The following is a 20,338-nucleotide window of genomic DNA, read 5'->3' as shown; positions in this document are numbered from 1 at the left end:
TTCTCCTCCTCCTTATCGCTGTGCGACCGTTAACTTCTCGATTCGTTTCTGTTGTTCACCCACGATGATTTGCTGTACGTAAATGCCCGGTGTATGAATTTGATCGGTATCGAGAAAGCCGTCTTCCTTTAATTGTTCCGTCTCGGCAATCGTGATGCGACCGGCGGTTGCCATGAGAGGGTTGAAGTTGCGCGCTGTTTTGTTATACGTCAGATTTCCCAGCTTATCAGCGGCTGCGGCGCGAACTAAGGAGAAGTCGGCGGTTAACGCTTCCTCTAGGAGATAGGTTTTGTTGCCGAACACTCGCGTTTCTTTCCCCTCCGCGAGCGGCGTTCCGACGCCTGCGGGGGTGTAGAAGGCAGGAATGCCTGCGCCGCCCGCTCTGATTTTCTCCGCTAACGTGCCTTGAGGCAAGAGGTCGACCTCGATCTCTCCCGAGAGAACTTGCCGTTCAAACTCTTTGTTCTCTCCGACGTAAGAGGCGATGATCTTCTTGATCTGCTTGTTGCGAAGCAACAGGCCAAGACCCCAATCGTCGACCCCGCAATTGTTGGAAATGACGGTTAGGTTCTTCACTCCGGTTTCGGACAGCGCGACAATCAGATTTTCGGGAATGCCGACAAGACCGAAGCCGCCAACCATTAGAATGGAGCCGTCGCGAATATCGGAAACCGCTTCCATAAACGATGAGTTTATTTTTTTCATTTGGCTTGCTCCCTTCTGGATTATTCGCAGCGCTCTACGACGACAGCGACTCCTTGCCCGCCGCCGACGCATAATGCAGCCAAGCCAAATCGTGAATTTCGACGTGCCATCTCGTACAGCAGGGAGACCACGACCCTAGCGCCGCTGGCTCCGATCGGATGTCCTAAAGCAATTGCTCCACCGTTGACGTTAAGCTTGCGGTCATCTAGATCGAAATGCTTCGCGTACAGGAGCGCTTGGGAGGCAAACGCTTCATTGGCTTCGATCACATCGATATCGGCAATCGTTAGTCCAGCTTTCTGAAGCGCCTTCTCCGTAGCCGGAATTGGTCCGATTCCCATATGAGCGGGATCGACGCCAACGACGGCGCAGGAGCGAATAACGGCCATGGGATGAAGACCGTGCAGTTCTGCGCTAGACCTGCTCATGATCAATAGAGCTGCCGCTCCATCATTGATGCCGGAAGCGTTGCCGGCCGTCACTTTGCCGTCCTTCTTGAATGCAGGCTTGAGCTTGGAGAGACCTTCCAACGTCGTGTCCGGGCGAGGAAACTCATCTTGATCGGCTCGCAGCATTGCTCCTTTGCGCCCCGGCACATCCATGGCGACGATTTCGTCCTTGAAGGTTCCGTTGGCCATCGCGGCTGCGGCTTTTCTTTGGCTATCTAACGCAAACTGGTCGAGCTGCTCGCGCTCCAGGTTGTACCGTTCGCATAAATTTTCCGCAGTTATGCCCATGTGATAATCGTTCTGCGCACACCACAAGCCATCCTTGATCATGCTGTCGCGAAGCGTTTGATCACCCAAGACGTAGCCGGAGCGCGTTCCTTGAAGCAGATGAGGAGCCTGGCTCATATTTTCCATTCCGCCTGCGACGACAATGTCGCATTCCCCGCTCTGAATGGATCGGTAAGCGATCTGCAGCGACATTAGACCGGAGCCGCACACTTGGTTTACCGTTGTCGCGGGCACCTCTACGGATAAGCCTGCTTGAAGCGAGGCCTGCCGTGCCGGGTTCTGGCCAAGTCCGGCTTGCAGGACATTGCCCATAAGTACTTCTTGTACGAGAGAGCCGGAGATGCCGGCCCGTTCGATAACTGCCTGTATGACGGCAGCGCCTAGCTGCACGGCTGAGACATCCTTGAAAGCACCGCCCAATTTCCCGATTGGCGTTCGCGCCGCGCTGACGATGACAACTTCATTTTCGCTCATGCGCCCATCCCTCCTCATTCAATCGAATCGTCCATAACGATTCCTTTCATTAAAATTGTACTGAAGCAGCATTTATGAGTAAAATACATATATCGAATATAATTGATTCAAAATTGGAATATATGGGGATGTCGGAGGGGAGAGCGGAATGGAATTTCAACAGCTTCTTTATTTCGCGGAAGTCGCCAAGCAGCTAAGCTTCTCGAAAGCGGCGCAGTCGCTTCATAGCTCGCAGCCGTCGCTAAGCAAAGCGATCAAGAACTTGGAGGAAGAGTTAGGAGTCGTGTTGTTCGACCGTACGACTCGGTATCTGCGGCTGACGGACGACGGAGAAGTCGTGCTGAAATACGCGATGGAGACGATCGCGATGTCCCGTGATCTTCAGTCGACGTTAAATGAAGGGAGGCAATTGAAACGGGGGAAGCTGTCTTTAGGGCTGCCTCCCGTTATCGGATCGAGTTTCTTTCCGAGAATGATTGCGGATTTTCGCGGCGAGTATCCGGGCGTGCAGCTTCGATTGGTCGAAGAGGGCGGCAAAGTGGTGGAGCAACTGGTCAGGGAAGCTAAGCTGGATGTAGGCGTGGTCGTCTTGCCAGTGGACGAGGAGCAGTTCGAGGTATTTCCTCTGGCAGAGCGTCAGCTATCGTTGATCGTGAATTCGAGCCATGCGTTGGCGGGGGCACAAACCGTCCATCTTGCGGAATTGAAAGAGGAGCCGTTTATTTTGTTCAGAGAAGGTTTCTCGCTTTATGATCGTGTGAGAGAGTCCTGCATACAAGAGGGGTTCGAGCCGAAGATCGCTTATGAAAGCTCGCAATGGGATTTTATCGGGGAGATGGTCGGGGCCGGACTGGGGATCGCTTTCCTTCCGGATACGGTGTCCAGAAAAATCGATCTGGGATCGGTTAGCGTGATTCCCGAGACGATTCCGCCGATTCGTTGGGATCTTGCCGCGATCTGGAGCAAAAACCATTACCTCTCCCACGCAGCTAGAGGGTGGATTGAGTTTATAAGGCGGCAACAGGTTCGCGGCAATTGATTCGATGGACGTGGCTGTCCCATAGTGATCTGCAATCTCTGATCTTGGATGATTTATATGGTTTTTCCTACAAACGTTCGTCGTTATAGCCTGAGCAGAGCAGCTTTGTACGATTTTCCGAACAAAAGTCTGCTCTTTAGGCCTGATCCGAGCTGCGTTGTACGATTTTTCGACTACCTTCTCTGCGTAAACTCTTGTTTGCAAATGGATCCGCTGCTTGCATCGGAATGAGGTACATACCACTTGCAACTTTATTATCGATTATCTTGGCTAGCTCTTGAAGCGTTGAGTAATGTCGAACAAATCCTGCGACATCTTGGTCAGCGAGCCAACGGCCGAGGAGATTTCCTCCAATGTCGCGAGCTGCTCTTCCGAAGCCGCAGCAACGCTCTCCGTATTGGAGAAAGAGACTTGCGCAATGCTTTTCATATTATGAAGCGATGCGGCAACCTGCTGCGAGCTGGCCGACATTTCCTCGGATGCGGCGGAAACCTCTTGAATCTGGCCGGAAACCGCTTGAACCGAATAAAGACTGTTGCGGAAAGCTTCTCCGGCTTCTTGCATGATCTCCGTGCCCGCGTTGACGACCTGGTTTCCGTTATCCATAGATGCAATCGCATAAGCCGTTTCGCTTTTAACCTGCTCAATAATCGCGACAATCTGTTCGGCGGATTGCCGGGACTGTTCGGCGAGCTTCCTTACCTCGCCGGCTACGACGGCAAATCCAAGCCCGTGCTCTCCCGCTCTTGCCGCCTCTATTGCAGCGTTTAATGCGAGCAGATTCGTTTGCGCTGCGATTTCAGTAATCGCATTAACGATCTGCCCGATTTCATGAGAGCGCGCTCCCAACTGCTTGACCACTTGCGAGGAATCGTTCACGGCGGATCGGATCAAGCCCATCTGATCAATCGCCTTCTGAATCGCTTCATTTCCATCATTCGCTTGTTTGGCCGCCTCGACGGACGTTTCCGATACATCTCCGGAAGATTCGGCAATTCGTTTGATCCCTTCGGCCATTTCTTCCATCGCTTTTGCGCTTTCTTCCGTCGCATGCAGCTGAGCGTCCGCGCCGCTAGCGATCGACTGAATCGACTCAACGACTTGATTAATAGTCAGGTTCGACTGCTCCGAGCTGGCCAATAGCTGCTCCGAACTAGCGGAGAGACTCTGGGACTCCATACTGATCTTTACGATAACCTCTTTTAATCCGCCGATCATCTGGTTGAAATCCGTTGTAAGCAGTCCGATCTCATCCCTAGAGCGATAGCTGCCGTGTACGGTCAAATCCCCATCCTGGGCCTTGGCCATTAACTGCTGAATTTGATGAACGGGACGCGTGATGAAGGCGGTAATCAGGAAGCCGACAGCGGAACACAGCACAATAGCTAATGCAGAGAGGAGAAGAACAAGCGTCGTAGCGGTCTGGAAGCTGGAAATACTCTCCTCGTAGAACGCTTTGGCATCCTCTTCATTATATTTCACCGCAAGCTCCAGAACGTCGATCATATCCGCTCTTACGGGCTTGAATGCGGTGGCATATGCGACATAGGCTTCCGTTATTTTATTGTTGCCGACCAGTTCGTCAACCTTTTTGCGCGCATCGTTGCTTTTCGGAATCAGATCGAGAAACTTCTGGTATTCAGCCTGAGCCCGCTGCGACAGCTCGATCTGCTCCAGCTCTTTGCGCGTTGCTTGGTTGCTCGCTCTAGTTTCGGTGATTTGCTCTTGGATTTGCATGATCAGATTCTGGTCGACGGCTACGAGCAGCTCCGTCTGATACAAGTCGATCTGAGAGTTGCCGAACAGCAGCTTGTTGATCAAGCCGTTCGGGATCATCTGCTTCTCGTAGATGGCGCGGGCATTGTTGCCCATCGATTGCATAAAGGTTGTTCCGATCGTTCCGATTGCAAATAAGAAGAGAATAGACAGTCCAAGCATGCTGAAAATTTTAGTTCTAATCTTCCAATTTCTAATCCAATTCATGGTAGTGTACTCCCCTGCTGAGTGTTGTGGGTAGCTCCCGATTTACGGCAGCCCGGCTGCAAAAAGTGGATTGTATCGTTTTCATGAAGCTGTTGTTTCCTGAAAAGGGATTTACCATAACTTGGAACGCGTTGTATTACCTATGCTAGTGTATCTGATATCGGTTTCAGATTTCAAGCGATTTATTTGATCTTGTTGGGCGCATTTCCTGCCTTCGATTCATATGGATGTATTTTCTAAATAGCTTTACAATATTGGGAGGTGAAAAGTCAAAGGAGAGAAACGATGAACAGTTCCTTTCAATTTATGCCCCTCAACCAACTTAAGGATCGCTTTCCCGAAGATTCCTGTTGGGCGAAATTCTATCAGGACTTTACCGACGAGCACATTGCCGCTTACTATGCCGGAGATTTAACGTTGCCTTCTCTCGATTTGGATTGGGAAAAGCCGTTTCCGGATCAGACGGAGACGATACTCATTTTTATCGATGGGAACTTTACGGTGGACAACCTCTACAATGAGGAAACGGATGGCGCTATCGGGCTTATGGTGATGGGGAACTTGACTGTCCAAAATATGGCGGTAGGCGGCCAAGAGATCTATGTCGAGGGCAATCTGCTGGTCGAAGAAGTTCTGTGCGGCTCCTACAACCACGGAGAAACGATCGTTCAAGGCAATCTGAACGCAGCGGTGCTAGTTCAGGATGACCAATACCGTATCACAGCGGGCGGTGAAAAACGGTTTGTGTGTACGGTAAACGCGTGGGAGGGGGATGGCGTCTGCCAGGAGCTTCCCGTAGACATTCGCGATGTGCTAATCGACGACGTTTTCCTGGATGATGAAGATATTGAGGACGAAGAGGTCGGTTTTCTGTTCGGCATGCTTGTCTCCACGCTTAGGAAAGGTCGTTCTGCACTGAAAGATTTGAACGAAGCGCTCCAGAGAAAGGGAGCCGTCCACCTATACTTTACCGACAACGCGCTTAATCAAGAAAATATTATGAAACTGATTCAGTGTGTACTGATGCCCGGCGATAAGCACTATTTCGACTTCACTGAGCGGGGCGCTTATTTCAAAGTAAATCGGGAGTATGTTGATGGGGACGGGGATCTACAGACTCCTAGCGTGTACATTAAGGATGAGCGGAATCACTATTTTATTTCGCTTGAGGAAGACGAAGTCGTTCATCTGTTGAGAAAAGCGATGGATGAAGAGGCGATCTGGGAGGACATTACAGGTGAACCTCAAGAGCAATTGTCGGAGTTTAATTATTATTGGATCATGCTGCTGACCTGCGTTAATGTGGCCGAGCTGTATTTGCCGGTCGTGGATCGGGGTGACTTCGAGGAGCTTTTCCAGCATCCGGCCATTCAGGCACTGGACCCGGCAGGGGAGGACAACGACGGGTTCTGGGATGGCTCCATATATTATCGTTTTCGTCAGGCGCATACGGACGAAGACGGGGACGAACTGAATGCGCGAATGGAAATACAGACTCATGATGGTTCCTTCTATTTCTATACGTTGGATAATGACAAATATGTTTCCCGGCATTATCAGCCACCCAACGAGTATGGACGCCAAGACATTTCCTATCTAGACTCCAAACGTTGGGAAGCCTCCGAACGCTATTTCGCGAGGTTCAAGCATTTTATCTCCCGGGAAATAGCGGAAGGTTCTCATAATTAGAATCCGGCGCTTTCGAATACGCCCGTACCCGTTAAGCTTGCCGAAAGGCAGGCTTTTTTTTAGCCTCTGCCTGCCAGGGCGGCAGCCAGCACCGTTAGCTATCGGTAGATTGCTGCAGCATCTCGATGAATGCCTTGGCCGCAATGGAAGGGGCCGACTGTCTCCGAACAGCGATGCCAATGTGGCGGTCAGGTAATGGAACGACTGTACGCAGCTCCTTCAGAGAGCCGCTCCGGATTCTTGACATCACGAATGCCCGCGGCAAGAACGCCGCCCCGTATCCCCGCTCAACCAATTCCGTAATCATTTCAAGGCTATTCAGTTCGAAATCGGCTTCTACGGAGACCCCCTGCGACCGAAACCACATTTCGACGAAGGAGCGCGTCGTGCTGCCCGGAGAAAGCATCAAGAGCGGAAGTTCTGTTATCTGTTGCGTGGTCAGCGGTTCTTTTTGCAAGTCCGCCAAGGCCTTCCCCACAACTACGCAAAAAGGCGAGACATGGGAGGAGACGATCTCAATCTCGTCATCCGATATGGGCAAGTAGACATAACCGACGTCCAATGAGCCCAGCTTCAGCCGCTCCAAGATGAGGTTTGTCTTTTCCTGAGAGAGCTGGATGCGAATATCCGCATAGCGAGCATGAAACTGTTCGAGCAGAGGGACAACGAAATCCTTGATAATGGCGCCGTTCGCACCAATTCGCAGATTGCCTTCACTAAACTGCTTCAGCCTCTTCATTCGCCGCTCGGCGGAATCAAGCTCCTCAAACGCTTGCCGAACATGCAAATATAGGGCTTGTCCTTCTTGCGTTAATCGCACGCCTTTGGATAAGCGGTCAAACAGCTCCACGCCCAAAGCCTCTTCCAACTGCTTAATCGCATAGCTGACGGAAGGTTGTGTCATATGTAGGCTTTGAGCGGCCTTAGTCAGGTTGGAATATTCGGCGGCATGGAGAAAAATTCGGTACCATTCCGTATTGGCAATCACTTGTCATCAATCCTCTCTATGACAAAGATCTGTTTTTGCGATTTCATTTATTTCAAATATACCTTTAAACTGATCGTAAAGGAATTAAAAAGCGGGAGGTATATGGCTATGGCAGGCAGTACATTCGGAGAAAGATTAAAAGTGACTACGTTCGGCGAATCTCACGGCGAAGCGGTAGGCGTCATTATAGACGGCATAACGCCGGGCCTTGAGTTGGACGAAGCCTATGTACAAATTCAGATGGATCGCAGAAAGCCGGGGCAATCCTCCGTCACGACTCCTCGGCGGGAATACGATAAGATTCGTATCCTATCCGGTCTATTCGAGGGCCGAACAACGGGGACGCCGATGTGCATTATGCTGAACAACACAGACATGCGCCCGTCGGCTTACGACGATATTAAATCAATGTACCGTCCTGGACATGCGGATCTAACCTATGAGAAGAAGTATGGTCTTCGAGACTATCGCGGGAGCGGCAGAGCCTCGGGCAGAGAAACGGCTGCTCGGGTGGCTGCAGGCGCGGTGGCGCGCAAGCTGCTGGAACGACGGGGAGTCTCCGTGTTGGCGTACACAACGGAGGTCGGGGGAATCCGCTGCGAAACGTTCGAACCGGATGCCATCGAACGCAACCTGGTGCGGGCATGCGATCCCGTGGCGGCACGGAGCATGATTGAGCGGATTGAACAGCTATCCGCGAATGGCGACAGCTGTGGGGGAATCGTGGAATGTCGGATTAGCGGCGTTGCGGCGGGGATCGGGGAGCCCGTGTTTGATAAGCTGGATGCGGAGCTAGCCAAGGCCATGCTTTCAATCGGCGCGATCAAGGGCATTGAGTTCGGCGCGGGCTTCCAAGCGGCCGCTATGTTGGGGAGCGAACACAACGATCAGATGGATCGGACGGGATTTCTGACGAACAATGCCGGAGGAATTATCGGCGGGATCAGCACCGGAGCCGACATCGTATTCCGAGTGGTAGTCAAGCCGACATCGTCCATCTCCGTCTTGCAACAGACCGTCGACATGTACGGCAAGGAACGGGAGATCGTGACGGAGGGCAGGCACGATCCCTGCATCTGTCCCCGAATCGTGCCGGTAATTGAAGCAATGGCGTGCTTGGTGATCGAGGATCACTATAAGCGACAAGCAGCGTTGCTCGACGAATAACAGGCCTCTTGTACAGACGGCAGCTAATTTGCAATCATTATTTACATACATACTGTATGTATGTTAATATGAATGCAATCCTAGCCGAGAGGTGATATTATTATGAAAGCTTCCAGCTTTTATCCCGTCATTTTAACCGATCAAGTTAGCGCTACTGCAGCATTTTACGAGGCTCATTTTGGATTCGAAAAGGTTTTTGAAGCGGATTGGTACGTAAGCTTGAAGTTGACCGGCAACGATGTGCCCTATGAATTGGCTATTCTTGACGCTTCTCATCCGACCGTTCCCGATGCCTATCGGACCAAAGTAAGCGGATTGATTCTAAATTTCGAAGTAGACGACGTCGATGCCGAATACGAACGCCTTATCCGGGGATCGCGACTGCCGTTGGAACTCGATATCCGAAGCGAAGATTTTGGACAGCGGCACTTTATTACTTCGGATCCCAACGGAGTATTAATCGATGTCATTACTATTATTCCGCCTTCAGAGGATTTCAGCGCCCAATACTCCGAAGAGGTATGGAAGTAGGGGGGCGCAGGGGAGAGCTAGTCGATTATGAGAAGAAGTAAAGCGGCGACAGCGGAGACGATTCGTAAGCTGGTCGAGATCGCCAGAACCCATTTTACCGATTATGGATATGCCGATGCGGCATTGGAATCGATCGTGCATGAGGCGAATCTGACGCGGGGAGCCGTTTACCATCATTTTCGCAGTAAAAAGGACTTGTTCCGAATTGTGCTTGAAGACGTCCAGCGAGAGGTTGCCGAAAGGCTGGAGCAGGAGGCCTCGACAAGCGAAGACGTCTGGGAGCAGCTCTACTTGGGTTGCCGAGCGTTTATTATGGCCGCCGTTGAAGAGCGAAACAGGCGTATTATGCTGATCGACGGACCTGCAATTCTGGGCTGGGAAGTATGGAGAGAGATGGATAAAAATCACTCTATGCGCTTATTGAGGGGCCAGCTTGAGATTATGCAAGAGCAGGGGCATTTCCGGCGGGTTCCCCTTGACGCCATGACCCATTTTATATCCGGCGGTTTGAATGAGACGGCGCTCTGGCTTGCCAACGAGTCCCAGCAGCCTAATGCTCTCGATGAAACGATGAAGGTGCTTGCCGTATTCTTGGGAGGATTAAAGCAATAACGATTCGCTTGCTTGGAGCAAAGAGCATCATAAAGAGGGGGGAACCTCACAAAAACATTAGGCATAAGCTGAATAATGCCGACCGAAAGGATGTTTTTGGATGTTCCCTTATCAACCGCCGATTCATCAACTTCCCTATTTCTATTACGGACCTATTCCCCGAGGTTTTAACTGCACGCCTTATTCGGATAGCCGATGGCCATGGCAGTATAGCGCTCGAGAGTCGGGCGAAAGCTATCGACCGTTTCCTCAGCAGCAGCAACGACTTACCTTTGTGCTTGTTCACGGCTCATGGGCGGACGCCCATTTCTGGGACGGTATAGCGGCCGAACTGCGCAGAAGAGGGCAGACCGTCTACGCGCCGGAATATGCGGGTCACGGCAACGATCCGAACAAAGCGGTCACGCACGCGATGATCACGAAGTCGGTCGTCGATATTGTGACAAGGCTGAACCTGCATGACATTATCCTCGTCGGGCACAGCTTCGGCGGGACGGTCGTCCAGAAGGTCGCCGAGCAAATACCGGACCGCATCAAGCGTCTCGTCTTTTGGGATGCGTTCGTACTGAATGACGGAGAAGCGCTTGCCGACGAGGTACCGCCCGCAACCAGGCAAGGCTTCGAGCAGCTTCGAGCGGCATCGAGCGATGACACGATTATGCTGCCATTTCCGTTGTTTCGGGAGTTGTTCGTCAATACGGCTCCCTTCGAGGTAGCCAAACGGATCTACGCAGGCGTCACTCCTGAACCGGCGAAACCTCTGTTCGAGAAGCTGGATCTTAAAGCGTTTTACGCGCTGTCGACCCCTAGAAGCTACCTTTATTTTTATCAGGACAACGTCTTTACGGGAGCGGAAGGGTTCGGCTGGTACCCTCATATGGCCTCGCGGCTTGGACTATTCCGCTTAATCGTCGGCGATGGGGACCATATGACCGATTCGCGCACAAGGCCGGCTATGGTTGCGCAGAAGCTGTACGAGGCGGGGCGGGACTGACATGACCTATGGAAAATACAGATTATCTTCCTCAGAGGGATCGAGGGGGATTTTTTTTGTGGAACCGCTCGAATTCACTTCAAGCGATTCCATATAGTAAACAAAACGGCTAGCTCATCCAGCTCGACAGTTCCTCCAAAGTCGGCATACCGGTCTGAGCTCCTTCTTTCGTTACGGATAGCGCTGAAGCTTTCACGGCGGCTGCGAGCGCCTCCGGCAGCTCCAGTCCGCCGGCCCACGCGGCGGCGAGCGCTCCGTGGAACGTATCGCCCGCCCCCGTCGTATCGACAACCGTCACTCGATGGCCGGGCACTCTGGCAATTTCCCCATCTCCCAAGGACAGCGCAGCGCCGTTGGCCCCCAGCGTGACGATGATTCGCGAAGCTCCGCGCATATGCAGTTTGTTCGTCGCTTCTTGAAGCACGAGCGGATCGTCCAGCCGTTCCTCTCCGACGAGAGCCGCCAATTCGGTCTCATTTGGTGTGACGATGTCGGCCAGCGGCAGCCATTCGTCCGGGAATCGACCGGCCGGAGCGGGATTCAGAACCGTTTTCTTGCCGTAAGTTTTCGCCAGCTTGAGGGCTGCCTCAACGGTGTCTTGAGGAACCTCGAGCTGGACGAGAACGATATCCGCCTCCTCGATCAAGCTTGCGTTAGCCGCGACGTCTTCGGGCCGAAGCTCGCCGTTGGCGCCCGGAACGACGACGATCTCGTTTTCCCCGCCCGAGACGAGAATCGAAGCGATGCCAGACGCTCCTTCCGTTACTTTTACGCCTCGTGTGTCGATGCCTTCCGCTTTTAGTCCCGCAAGCAGTTCGCTGCCGAAATTATCGCTCCCGATCGCGCCGATCATACGGACATCCGCCCCCAGACGAGCTGCGGCAACGGCCTGATTCGCCCCTTTGCCGCCGGCAAAATAAGCGATGCTCCGCCCCATGACCGTTTCTCCCGGTTGAGGGAACGACGACGATTCGACGACAATGTCCATATTGATGCTGCCAACTACCGCTACTACAGGTCGATTAGGCCATTTCATCGTTTCTCACCTTCACCTTCGCCGGCATATTGCTCCAGCTTGGAGAAGAGGTCTTTAAATACCCGGTTCCTGTCGGCAAACAGGGCAATGCGAATCCAGTGCCGCGTCGGACTGCGGCTCCAGGTCCCCTGGTCGGTTACGATAGGGCTGTGAACGAGACAGCTTGGAATAAATTCGGCGTCGATCAGCCAAGCGACCACCGAAATGTCCCAAATGACTCGAGAATAAGCGTAATGATCATCGCTGCATTCCTCGAACCGCTGCGCAAGGAAATCTCCGATCCGCCCCTTGCCCTTTACATATTGGTTGATCTCCGGCAAAGTCGTGATCAAATGCGAAGCGACCCCGACGCACGGAACAAGAACAAGCGGCACTCCGCAATCCAGCACGACGCGAGCTGCCGGTATGTCCTGAATAAGATTAAACTCGTTGGTGTCCGGCCAATCCAGCGTATGTCCGCCTAGCCAGACGACCACGATTTTCTCGATAATTTTAGGCTCCATCAGAATAGCTGAAGCTACATTGGTAATTGCGCCGATCGCGACAACATAAAGAACCTCCTCGTCCGGGGTGCGCAATGCTTTCTCGACCAGATCGCGGGCTGCGGGACTGTCTACCGGCGTACCGTCTGCCGGTAAATACTGCTCCGAGCCTCTGAAAGCAAAGCCTTCCGCAGGATGGTCCATCCGCTCCAAAATATCAAGAATCTCCTGATAGCTTTTTTCCATGCCGTCTTTCGGTCCGCTCGATTTCTCATTAAAGAAGGGGGCGGCGTAGATCGCTTGAAGATTCAATTTGTTCTTGGATAGCAAAGAGTAAGCTACGGCAAACTGATCGTCGATCTCATTAAAGGTGTCCGTATCCAGCACCATGTTGACTTTGCCTGTCGGCGGTTCAAGGCGGCTGAGACGAAGTTGCTCGGAAAGCTTGGGAAAAGAGGTTGGCATAAGTACTCGCACCCTTTCGGAAAATCGCAATTCCACGATTGTATGATTTGGTCTTCGTTAATATAATAATAAAGGAATTGTTCTATGTTTTAGTATCCTTTAATGGTCGATATATTATATGATTTGGCTTTTTAGACGATGGCTGAGAGAAGGGGATATCGAGATGAATTGTTCCTTCGATTTGTTCTTTGCCGCGGAGCGGGATGCGGAGAGCTATATCGATTTTCATAGCCACGGGGGATTCGAAATTGTATTTTATGCTTCGGGGAACGGGACCACGACGATCGGAAACCATACGTATTCATATAGCAGCGGCCAATTTACGGTTATCCCTCCAGGGCATAAGCACGATGAGTACAGGCGCGACAAAACCAAGGTCATGTTCGTTAACTTTTCCTACGACCAAGTTCCGATCCATCTTCAAACTGGCTTATATCGCGACGATCCCGACGGCCGCATTCACGACTTGTTGGAAAAGATGGCTGCGGAGCTTCAAAGCAAAAACAGCTTCTATCACTTAAAGTTGAATTGCCTTCTCACGGAGCTGATTATCGAGGTTGGGAGAATTATTGGCGGCGATGCGCCGAACGAAACTCTGGAGATTGATGAGAAGCTTCGCTACGCTCAAAATTACATCGAGCAATATAACTGCGATAAAGTCGATTTTGCCGATCTCGCCGAGACGCTCGGATACAGCTATCATTATTTCCGACATCAATTCAAGGAGAAAACCGGATACTCGCCGATTCAGTACGTCATTCGCAAGCGAATCGATCAGGCCAAAAAACGGCTTGCGGGAAGCAGCGACTCCGTAACGACGATCGCCATGGAATGCGGCTTCTCCACGCCTCCGCAATTTTGCATGCTATTTAAAAAATATGTTGGGACCAGCCCTCAGCAGTATCGGAATTCGAAGGTTTAAAGGTTCCTACCCCTAATCGTCATCCAAAGAAGGTGCAAATAAGACAAATGACAGCCGCATGGGCGCTGTTCCCAAGCGGCTGTCATTGTTTTAATGGATTGTTTTTACTTGGACGCTGTTAGCATCTCTGTCGATCAGCTTCTGAACTCTTTCCGGCGGCTTGAGCTTCAGTACATTGTAGAGCGCTTGTCCGCCTCGTCCGAATCGGTCGCCAAGCAAGCCTACAGTGCCGTCCATAATGCCGATAATCGCGGCCGATTTCCCTTCCGGAATGACGGCGTTCACTTTGGCGCGCGCTTCATCCGCGTTCTTATGGAATTGCTCCAGCCATTCCGCGCCTTCTTTATCCTTGCCGAGCAAATCCGCAATGACAGAAATTTGTTCGTCGACCGTTCTTAGACTTTCGTAAGGGATAAGGACCGCAGATCGCGCAGCCGAAGCCCGTCGTCACAACGGCAATGCGCGTCTCCGCGTCACAGGGGTCGTCGTTCCAGCCAAGCCCTGTATAGTAATAGATCAATTTGTCTTCCATGTTCATGGAATCCCTTCTTAGTTGCTCCGTCATCAAGTCTTGCTGAAAGGGAAGTAGGCGCCTTCGACTTCGACCTTCAGTTCATTGTTTACGGTCATATATCGAACTTCTATGACACTGCCTTTTTGAAACGACGGAATGTTAATGATCGGGATAACGGTTCGCACCATGGCATGGAAGGCTTCGCCATCCGACTTGACGACGGTTAGATCAATCAGCACCTCAGGCTGATCGTCCAACTGCACGTTGGTTTGCTCGATAGAATTGATGGTCGCCTGAGCGGGGATGCCGTTCTCAAGGATGGTTCTCCGCTGGGAGATTTTCGCTTTGCCCGCTCGCACGTTCTGGACAACCAAAGCGATCGTAAGCGATGACGTAAGCAATGAGACGGTAATGAAAATAACAACAATCGTCGTTGTCAATGCCGGCCCACCTCGCTTTCCTATTTTGCTATCCAGTGTAATGGAACAAAATAAGGAAGTCTATTCGATTCTTATTTGCAGTGCGCTTGCGACTTTCGTATAGTCTTCCATCCAAGCAGACACTTGCTCTTCGTCTGTCCGGTCGAACCCCAGAAACCTGGTCAATTCGGGGCGCTGCCGCGCGAACTCCGGGCGGTCGTAAATCGCTTGCGTCAGTTCCGTGAAATGGATAGTATGGACGCACCATTTATGAACATACAGAATGCTGCTTTCGTATCCCCATTCCAGCTGCCCGTCGCAGGCTTTTTCCAGAAATTCCGGAGCGTTTCGTCCCCATGCGGCGCTTGCAATCGAGAAGAGATCATTTTTGGCGGCAAACAGCTCTTCCTTCATTTGTGCCTTATTGCCGGTCAATCCGTAAACCTCCGTAAAAAGACGGTACAAATCGAAGCTTCCCAGCTTGCGAGAATGGAGTTTCAGCAAATAGACGGTACGATTCTGGCTTCTGGGCAAAATATCGTGCTGCCAATAATAGGCCAGCATTAGCTCGTTCACGGCCAGACGAAGGGAGGCATGAGCGCTTGCGGGGCTGCCTTCATCAAGTAGCCGTATGGCGTTCCCGTATCGTTCATCGGCGCGTTGCTTCGCCTCCCGTTTCTTGACCGACTTAATGCGGTCGTCGAACAAAGCGCGATCGTAAATTTGCTTGAATGCGGCCAGCAGCCCCTCGGGGTCGTGAACGATGCGGCATTGGTAAACCTGAATAGGAAAGCTCAGCGCTCCTTGGATACTCCCGTCCTCTGCATAACGATCGAGGAAGGCTCGAACGTTGGCCACGTTGATCTGAATAATTTCAACGCCCAGGCCGTCAATGACGTTAAAATAGTCAAACGCCGGGCGGTATTCGTCAACAAACAGGCAGAGCTCGAGATCGGAGTGCTTCCAGACGGTTCGCCTGGCAACGCTTCCGCCAATGGCGATCCCTCGTACACCGTTGACCGCACGGTATTGCTCGGCGATTAGAACCGCCTTCCGATAGATTTCTGATTTCCAGTTCATTGTCGTGCTCCTCTTGTTAAGGCCGACCTGAAGGAATTATTTATAAGTTGCCTCTATTATATATCTTCCGCCCTGCAGGGTGGCAAACTGCGCCTCGCAGCGGTCATCGCTGCGGAGTCTTTCTCCGGAGTCGGAAGAGACGACGAAGAACGGAGCTCCCAAGTGCACTTTGCAAGTCCGTCCGTTACGGGAGAGAATCTCGGCTCTCGTCAGTCTGCCGTCTCGCCACTCCATGGCCACCTCGAAGCCCCCGCGCGCCCGCAAGCCGCGAATGCTGCCATCGGGCCAAGCCGAGGGGAGCGCCGGCAGCAGGCGGATTTCTCCGCCATGACTTTGCAGCAGCAGCTCGGCGATCCCCGCGGTCGCTCCGAAGTTCGCTTCGATGGTAAGCGGATAGAAGACGAGCTTTGGATGGCGATGCGCATTGAACAGATTCGGAAACGGGTTGCGGAGCAGCTTCTCCAGATAGTCGTGAGCCATATTTCCATCCTCAAGCCGGGCATACATGCTGATCATCCAGGCAAAGCACCAGCCGATCGTATCGAGCTTTTCATGCTCTCGTCTCCGTTTAAGTGTCGCCTTGACCGCCTCAGCGAGCTCGGGGTCGCGGGACGGAATAATCTCGCTCCCCGGATGCAGCGCATACAGATGAGCGGTATGCCGGTGCCCCGGCTCGCTCTCTTCGAAATCCCGATACCATTCCTGAAGCTGTCCATATTGGCCGATTTGCAGCGGAAGAAGCCGGCCTGCAGCTTGTTCCAGCGTTCCCCGGAATTCGATGTCGATGTCCAGGAGCGAAGCCGCTTCGATGCAGTGGGCGAACAGTTCCCGGATCATGGACGTGTCCATCGTCGAGGCAATGCTGACGGCCGCCTTCTGTCCGTCCGGGCCGATAAACGTATTTTCCGGGGAAGTAGACGGATTCGTTACGAGATGTCCTTCGCCATCCTCGACGAGCCAGTCCAGACAAAATTCCGCGGCGCCTTTCAGGATCGGATAGGCCCGCCGTTTCAGGAAGTCGAGGTCCCCGCCGAATTCGTAATGCTCCCACAGATGCCGGCAGAGCCACACGCCGCCCATCGGCCAGAATGCCCAACTGGCCGGTCCCTTCGACGGACCGCCGGACGGAGTGGCTGTCCGCCACAAGTCGGTGGAATGATGGGCGACCCATCCGCTGCTATTATAATGGATCTTCGCCGTCTGCGCCCCTGTTATACTCAGATCGTCCAGCAGGTCGAACAGCGGCTCGTGGCATTCGGCCAAATGATTCGCTTCCGCCGCCCAATAATTCATTTGCGTATTGATATTAATCGTATAGCAGCAGGCCCACGGCGGACGGGTCATATCGTTCCAGATGCCTTGCAGCGTCGCCGCCTGCGTGCCCGGGCGGGAGCTGGAGATTAGCAGGTAGCGACCGTATTGGTAGAAGAGCACCGCCATCTGCGGATCGTTCTTCCCGGCTCGCAGCGCATCGATCCGCTCGTCCGTCGGCAGGCCGTCCAGGCCCGGAACGTCGAGCCGCCAATCGATGCGCTCGAACAAGCGGCGATAATCGGCCGTATGGCGGGAGAGCAACTGCTCCCAAGTTCGCCCCGAAGCCTCGTTCAACCGGGAGATGCAGAGCCGCTCCGGATCTTGGCCGTCTTTTCGCGGGTCGCGGTCGAAACCGTTGTAGCTGGTCGCCGCAGCCAGCAGGAACACGGCCTCCGTCGCGTCGCGAACGACGATGCGATTGCCTTGCGTCTCCACCTTCCCGTCCGTCGAAGCAGCTTGGAGATGCACGGCGAACGTCAGACCCTGCCCGTCTTCGTAAAACACCGACTGTTCGGTGTCGACGTGATAGGGCTCGACATGGACCGGACTTTGCCCGTTCAAAGCGATGCGGCGGTCGTCCGCCCGTTGCACGGAATAGTTAAGCGGACTGTCGAGCGAAGCTTGAAAATGCAGCTTGCCCGGGCGGTCGACCGCCAGTCGGACGACCATGACCTGATCTGGCGCGGAGACGAATACCTCTCTCGTATGGAGAACGCCTTGGCGAACGAAACGGGTACGGAATACGGCGTCCCGCAAATCCAGCTCGCGCCGGTAATCCTCGACCTGTTCGCCCCCGTCGAATTCCAGTCGCAGATCCCCCATCGCTTGATACGATTCGACCCACGGGCCGAGCATATGCTCTTCGATCAGAGCTTGCGCCTCCGCGTAACGTCCGGCGAAATTCAGCCGCCGCACCTCTTCCAGATACGCTGCCGCCCCGTCATTGTTCGGATCGGTCGGCCGCCCGGACCACAAGGTATCTTCGTTGAGCTGGATCCGCTCGTGCTTGATTCCTCCGAAAGCCATGCCGCCCAGTCGCCCGTTGCCAATCGGCAGCGCTTCGACCCATTCAGCGGCAGGCCGTAGATACCAGAGCTTGAGCTTGTTCTCATCGTTCATCGATTTCACCTTCCTGCGTAGCGCCTTGCAGAATTAGTACGCCTTTGGGAGGAAGAACGACCGTTCCCGTTAGAGTAGAGCCGGATAGCAGATCCGTGCATGCAGCGACGCCAATGTCCACCTGCGCCTCGTCGTCGCGATGGTTAAGCACGAACGTAAAGCGGCCGTTGGCATTGACGCGCTGCGTAGCCTCGACGCCGCGCGGGGTATCCAGCAGCGGATTGATGCCCTTCCGCCTGCACAGCTCTGCAACGAAGTCCGATAGAAACCGCTGCTCCGGACTGGATGCGATATACCAGGCTTCTCCTTGGCCGAAACGGTTGCGTGTGAGCGCGGGTCTGCCGCGATAGAAGTCGTCCCCGTATTCCGCCAGCACTTCGGCGCCTTCCGAATGAATCAGGTCGCAGAGTAGGCCGCAGGAATAGGAGCCGCTAACCGAGCCTAGCGATTCTTTCATGACGATCGAATTGTGTTGATCGGGGAACAGAGCATCGAGCTCTTCCGCCCATAGCCCAAGCAGCTTGCGCAGCTCGCCAGGGTATCCGCCGAGCGCAACCAGATCGCTCTCGCCGACGATGCCGCTGAAAAATGTGGTGACGAACGTTCCGCCCCCGCGCACGTAATTTTCCAGCTTGGCGGCATAGCTCGGCTTAACCATGTAAAGTACGGGAGCAAGTACGAGGTCGTAGGCGCTCAGATCCGAATCCACGCCGATCAGATCGACCGGAATGTTCCGATCATAGAAAGCGTCGTAATACCGCTGAATCTGATCGAGATACTTCAGCGCGACGGTCGGTCCGCTGGAGTATTCAAGCGCCCACCAATTGTCCCAATCGAAGACAATGGCCGCCCGCGACGTCGTTCTGGCATCGAGCAGCGTGTCGCCCAGACGCTTTAATTCGCCGCCGAGCTCCGCCACCTCCCGAAATACGCGGGTATGCTCGTGGCCGGCATGGTCGATGATCGCGCCGTGAAACTTCTCGAACGCCCCTGCGTTTCTGCGCATCTGGAAGAACATAATGCTCTCGGCCCCGCGCGCAATCGACTGATAGCTCCACAGCCGCATGACTCCGGGACGCTTGAGCGGATTGACGTCCTTCCAGTTAAGCACGCTGGGGCTTTGCTCCATGAGCAGGAACGGATCCCCGTTCTTCAAGCCGCGCATCAGATCGTGCCGCATGGCGATCTGGCTCATGGGCATATCGTTCGTCGGGTAGCTGTCCAGCGCGATGACGTCGATCTCCTTCGCCCACTTGAAATAATCTAGCGGCTTGTAAGCCCCATTCCCCTGAAAGTTCGTCGTCACGACCGCGTCGGGAATGACGGCCTTGATCGCGTCTCGCTCCAGCATATAGCATTCCAGCAGGCTATCCGAGGCGAACCGGGCATAATCGAGAGAGATGCCCTGGAACGCCGTCTTGTCCGGATTGGCCGCATCGATATGCTCGGACAGCAGGCTGGGGAGGACGATCTCCTCCCAGCTGTAGAACGTGTGGCCCCAGAAGCGCGTATACCAGGCGTCGTTCAAGGCATCCAGCGTTCCGTACCGTTTCTCCAGCCATAGCCGGAATGCCCGCTCGCAGTTATCGCAATAACAGCGCCAGCCGTACTCGTTGTTCACATGCCAGAGCAGCAGCGCGGGGTGGTTCTTGTATCGCTCGGCCAGCTTGCCCGCCATAAGCGCCGAATATTTACGGAAGGTCGGGCTGTTCGGACAGGAATTGTGCCTGCGTCCGAACTTCTTTTTGCGGCCTTCGGGATCTACAGTCAGCACGTCCGGGTATTGGAGCGCCATCCAGGCCGGATGAGCGGCTGTGCTCGTCCCCAGGCATACCGCGACGCCGTTCCTGTGGAGCTCGTCCATGACCTCGTCCAACCATTCGAACCGGTAAGTTTGCTCGTCCGGTTGATTCAACGCCCAGGAAAATACGTTTAGAGTAACGATATCGATATCGGCCAGTTTGAACAGGCGCATATCCTGGTCGCGGATTTCCCGCGGCCATTGCTCGGGGTTGTAATCTCCGCCGTAGACGATTTTCGACCACTTGCGTTTCATGAACGCACCCTC

At 53.6% G+C, this 20,338-nt stretch carries 18 protein-coding genes; 7 read left to right on the top strand and 11 right to left on the bottom strand.

Annotated features, from left to right (window positions below):
* Positions 1-12 precede the first annotated feature (12 nt).
* A complete protein-coding gene (locus tag DFP98_RS24700) occupies positions 13-705 on the bottom strand; it encodes a CoA transferase subunit A (protein WP_116063292.1) in 693 nt (230 codons plus the stop codon).
* Positions 706-725: 20 nt separating this feature from the next.
* Positions 726-1,916, bottom strand: coding sequence for an acetyl-CoA C-acetyltransferase (locus DFP98_RS24695; protein WP_116063291.1), 1,191 nt, complete (start codon positions 1,914-1,916; stop codon positions 726-728).
* A gap of 148 nt (positions 1,917-2,064) precedes the next feature.
* On the opposite strand from DFP98_RS24695, the gene DFP98_RS24690 reads away from it, so the two are divergent.
* The gene (locus DFP98_RS24690) at positions 2,065-2,955 is read left to right on the top strand and encodes a LysR family transcriptional regulator (RefSeq protein ID WP_116063290.1); all 891 of its coding nucleotides are present in this window, start codon (positions 2,065-2,067) and stop codon (positions 2,953-2,955) included.
* Between the two features lie 270 nt (positions 2,956-3,225).
* Here the strand turns inward: DFP98_RS24690 and DFP98_RS24685 are convergent, their stop codons facing one another.
* Positions 3,226-4,938 carry a methyl-accepting chemotaxis protein gene (locus DFP98_RS24685; RefSeq protein ID WP_116063289.1) on the bottom strand — a complete coding sequence of 571 codons (1,713 nt, stop codon included), beginning with the start codon at positions 4,936-4,938 and terminating at the stop codon, positions 3,226-3,228.
* Between the two features lie 285 nt (positions 4,939-5,223).
* Here DFP98_RS24685 and DFP98_RS24680 point away from each other — a divergent pair, with 285 nt between their 5' ends.
* Positions 5,224-6,627, top strand: coding sequence for a hypothetical protein (locus DFP98_RS24680; protein ID WP_116063288.1), 1,404 nt, complete (start codon positions 5,224-5,226; stop codon positions 6,625-6,627).
* A gap of 94 nt (positions 6,628-6,721) precedes the next feature.
* Here DFP98_RS24680 and DFP98_RS24675 read toward each other — a convergent pair whose 3' ends face one another.
* A complete protein-coding gene (locus tag DFP98_RS24675) occupies positions 6,722-7,615 on the bottom strand; it encodes a LysR family transcriptional regulator (protein ID WP_116063287.1) in 894 nt (297 codons plus the stop codon).
* Between the two features lie 108 nt (positions 7,616-7,723).
* On the opposite strand from DFP98_RS24675, the gene aroC reads away from it, so the two are divergent.
* The 4 genes from aroC (at position 7,724) to DFP98_RS24655 (ending at position 10,919) form a co-directional block, all read left to right on the top strand.
* A complete protein-coding gene (aroC, locus tag DFP98_RS24670) occupies positions 7,724-8,782 on the top strand; it encodes a chorismate synthase (RefSeq protein ID WP_116063286.1) in 1,059 nt (352 codons plus the stop codon).
* Between the two features lie 102 nt (positions 8,783-8,884).
* Entirely contained in the window at positions 8,885-9,313 is a 429-nt protein-coding gene (locus DFP98_RS24665) for a VOC family protein (RefSeq protein ID WP_116063285.1), read from the top strand.
* Between the two features lie 27 nt (positions 9,314-9,340).
* Positions 9,341-9,925: a TetR/AcrR family transcriptional regulator gene (locus tag DFP98_RS24660; RefSeq protein WP_116063284.1), complete on the top strand. Its 585-nt coding sequence runs from the start codon at positions 9,341-9,343 to the stop codon at positions 9,923-9,925.
* A 100-nt stretch (positions 9,926-10,025) separates the two neighbouring features.
* Positions 10,026-10,919 (top strand): alpha/beta fold hydrolase, encoded by an 894-nt coding sequence (locus DFP98_RS24655; protein ID WP_116063283.1) that lies wholly within the window; start codon positions 10,026-10,028, stop codon positions 10,917-10,919.
* Positions 10,920-11,028: 109 nt separating this feature from the next.
* On the opposite strand, the gene rbsK is transcribed toward DFP98_RS24655, so the two are convergent.
* A complete protein-coding gene (gene rbsK / locus DFP98_RS24650; RefSeq protein WP_116063282.1) occupies positions 11,029-11,955 on the bottom strand; it encodes a ribokinase in 927 nt (308 codons plus the stop codon).
* Entirely contained in the window at positions 11,952-12,902 is a 951-nt protein-coding gene (locus DFP98_RS24645) for a nucleoside hydrolase (RefSeq protein WP_116063281.1), read from the bottom strand. The genes rbsK and DFP98_RS24645 overlap by 4 nt, the downstream gene beginning before the upstream one ends.
* 163 nt (positions 12,903-13,065) lie before the next feature.
* On the opposite strand from DFP98_RS24645, the gene DFP98_RS24640 reads away from it, so the two are divergent.
* Entirely contained in the window at positions 13,066-13,824 is a 759-nt protein-coding gene (locus tag DFP98_RS24640; protein WP_181917925.1) for a helix-turn-helix transcriptional regulator, read from the top strand.
* Positions 13,825-13,914: 90 nt separating this feature from the next.
* Here DFP98_RS24640 and DFP98_RS24635 read toward each other — a convergent pair whose 3' ends face one another.
* The 5 genes from DFP98_RS24635 to DFP98_RS24615 form a co-directional block, all read right to left on the bottom strand.
* On the bottom strand, positions 13,915-14,184 hold the full coding sequence (locus tag DFP98_RS24635; protein ID WP_116063279.1) for a TroA family protein: 270 nt from the start codon (positions 14,182-14,184) through the stop codon (positions 13,915-13,917).
* A 204-nt stretch (positions 14,185-14,388) separates the two neighbouring features.
* On the bottom strand, positions 14,389-14,778 hold the full coding sequence (locus tag DFP98_RS24630; protein WP_116063278.1) for a hypothetical protein: 390 nt from the start codon (positions 14,776-14,778) through the stop codon (positions 14,389-14,391).
* Between the two features lie 60 nt (positions 14,779-14,838).
* Positions 14,839-15,837 carry a hypothetical protein gene (locus DFP98_RS24625; protein WP_116063277.1) on the bottom strand — a complete coding sequence of 333 codons (999 nt, stop codon included), beginning with the start codon at positions 15,835-15,837 and terminating at the stop codon, positions 14,839-14,841.
* Positions 15,838-15,873: 36 nt separating this feature from the next.
* Positions 15,874-18,270 (bottom strand): glycoside hydrolase family 95 protein, encoded by a 2,397-nt coding sequence (locus DFP98_RS24620; protein WP_116063276.1) that lies wholly within the window; start codon positions 18,268-18,270, stop codon positions 15,874-15,876.
* Complete coding sequence (locus tag DFP98_RS24615) at positions 18,260-20,326, bottom strand: beta-galactosidase (RefSeq protein WP_116063275.1); 2,067 nt, start codon at positions 20,324-20,326, stop codon at positions 18,260-18,262. The genes DFP98_RS24620 and DFP98_RS24615 overlap by 11 nt, the downstream gene beginning before the upstream one ends.
* Between the last annotated feature and the right edge of the window lie 12 nt (positions 20,327-20,338).

The organism is Cohnella phaseoli (genome assembly GCF_003386235.1).
Taxonomy (GTDB): Bacteria; Bacillota; Bacilli; order Paenibacillales; family Paenibacillaceae; genus Cohnella; species Cohnella phaseoli.
The sequence above is the reverse complement of the archived record's forward strand: the minus strand, read 5'-3'. Positions and strand labels throughout refer to the sequence as shown.

Excerpts from the sequence above, each read along its gene's own strand:
- DFP98_RS24640 (WP_181917925.1), top strand. The coding sequence starts at position 13,066 with ATGAATTGTTCCTTCGATTTGTTCTTTGCCGCGGAGCGGGATGCGGAG.
- DFP98_RS24620 (WP_116063276.1), bottom strand. The coding sequence starts at position 18,270 with ATGAACGATGAGAACAAGCTCAAGCTCTGGTATCTACGGCCTGCCGCT.
- DFP98_RS24665 (WP_116063285.1), top strand. The coding sequence starts at position 8,885 with ATGAAAGCTTCCAGCTTTTATCCCGTCATTTTAACCGATCAAGTTAGC.
- DFP98_RS24660 (WP_116063284.1), top strand. The coding sequence starts at position 9,341 with ATGAGAAGAAGTAAAGCGGCGACAGCGGAGACGATTCGTAAGCTGGTC.
- aroC (WP_116063286.1), top strand. The coding sequence starts at position 7,724 with ATGGCAGGCAGTACATTCGGAGAAAGATTAAAAGTGACTACGTTCGGC.
- DFP98_RS24685 (WP_116063289.1), bottom strand. The coding sequence starts at position 4,938 with ATGAATTGGATTAGAAATTGGAAGATTAGAACTAAAATTTTCAGCATG.
- DFP98_RS24645 (WP_116063281.1), bottom strand. The coding sequence starts at position 12,902 with ATGCCAACCTCTTTTCCCAAGCTTTCCGAGCAACTTCGTCTCAGCCGC.
- DFP98_RS24690 (WP_116063290.1), top strand. The coding sequence starts at position 2,065 with ATGGAATTTCAACAGCTTCTTTATTTCGCGGAAGTCGCCAAGCAGCTA.
- DFP98_RS24680 (WP_116063288.1), top strand. The coding sequence starts at position 5,224 with ATGAACAGTTCCTTTCAATTTATGCCCCTCAACCAACTTAAGGATCGC.
- rbsK (WP_116063282.1), bottom strand. The coding sequence starts at position 11,955 with ATGAAATGGCCTAATCGACCTGTAGTAGCGGTAGTTGGCAGCATCAAT.
- DFP98_RS24700 (WP_116063292.1), bottom strand. The coding sequence starts at position 705 with ATGAAAAAAATAAACTCATCGTTTATGGAAGCGGTTTCCGATATTCGC.
- DFP98_RS24655 (WP_116063283.1), top strand. The coding sequence starts at position 10,026 with ATGTTCCCTTATCAACCGCCGATTCATCAACTTCCCTATTTCTATTAC.
- DFP98_RS24615 (WP_116063275.1), bottom strand. The coding sequence starts at position 20,326 with ATGAAACGCAAGTGGTCGAAAATCGTCTACGGCGGAGATTACAACCCC.
- DFP98_RS24695 (WP_116063291.1), bottom strand. The coding sequence starts at position 1,916 with ATGAGCGAAAATGAAGTTGTCATCGTCAGCGCGGCGCGAACGCCAATC.
- DFP98_RS24625 (WP_116063277.1), bottom strand. The coding sequence starts at position 15,837 with ATGAACTGGAAATCAGAAATCTATCGGAAGGCGGTTCTAATCGCCGAG.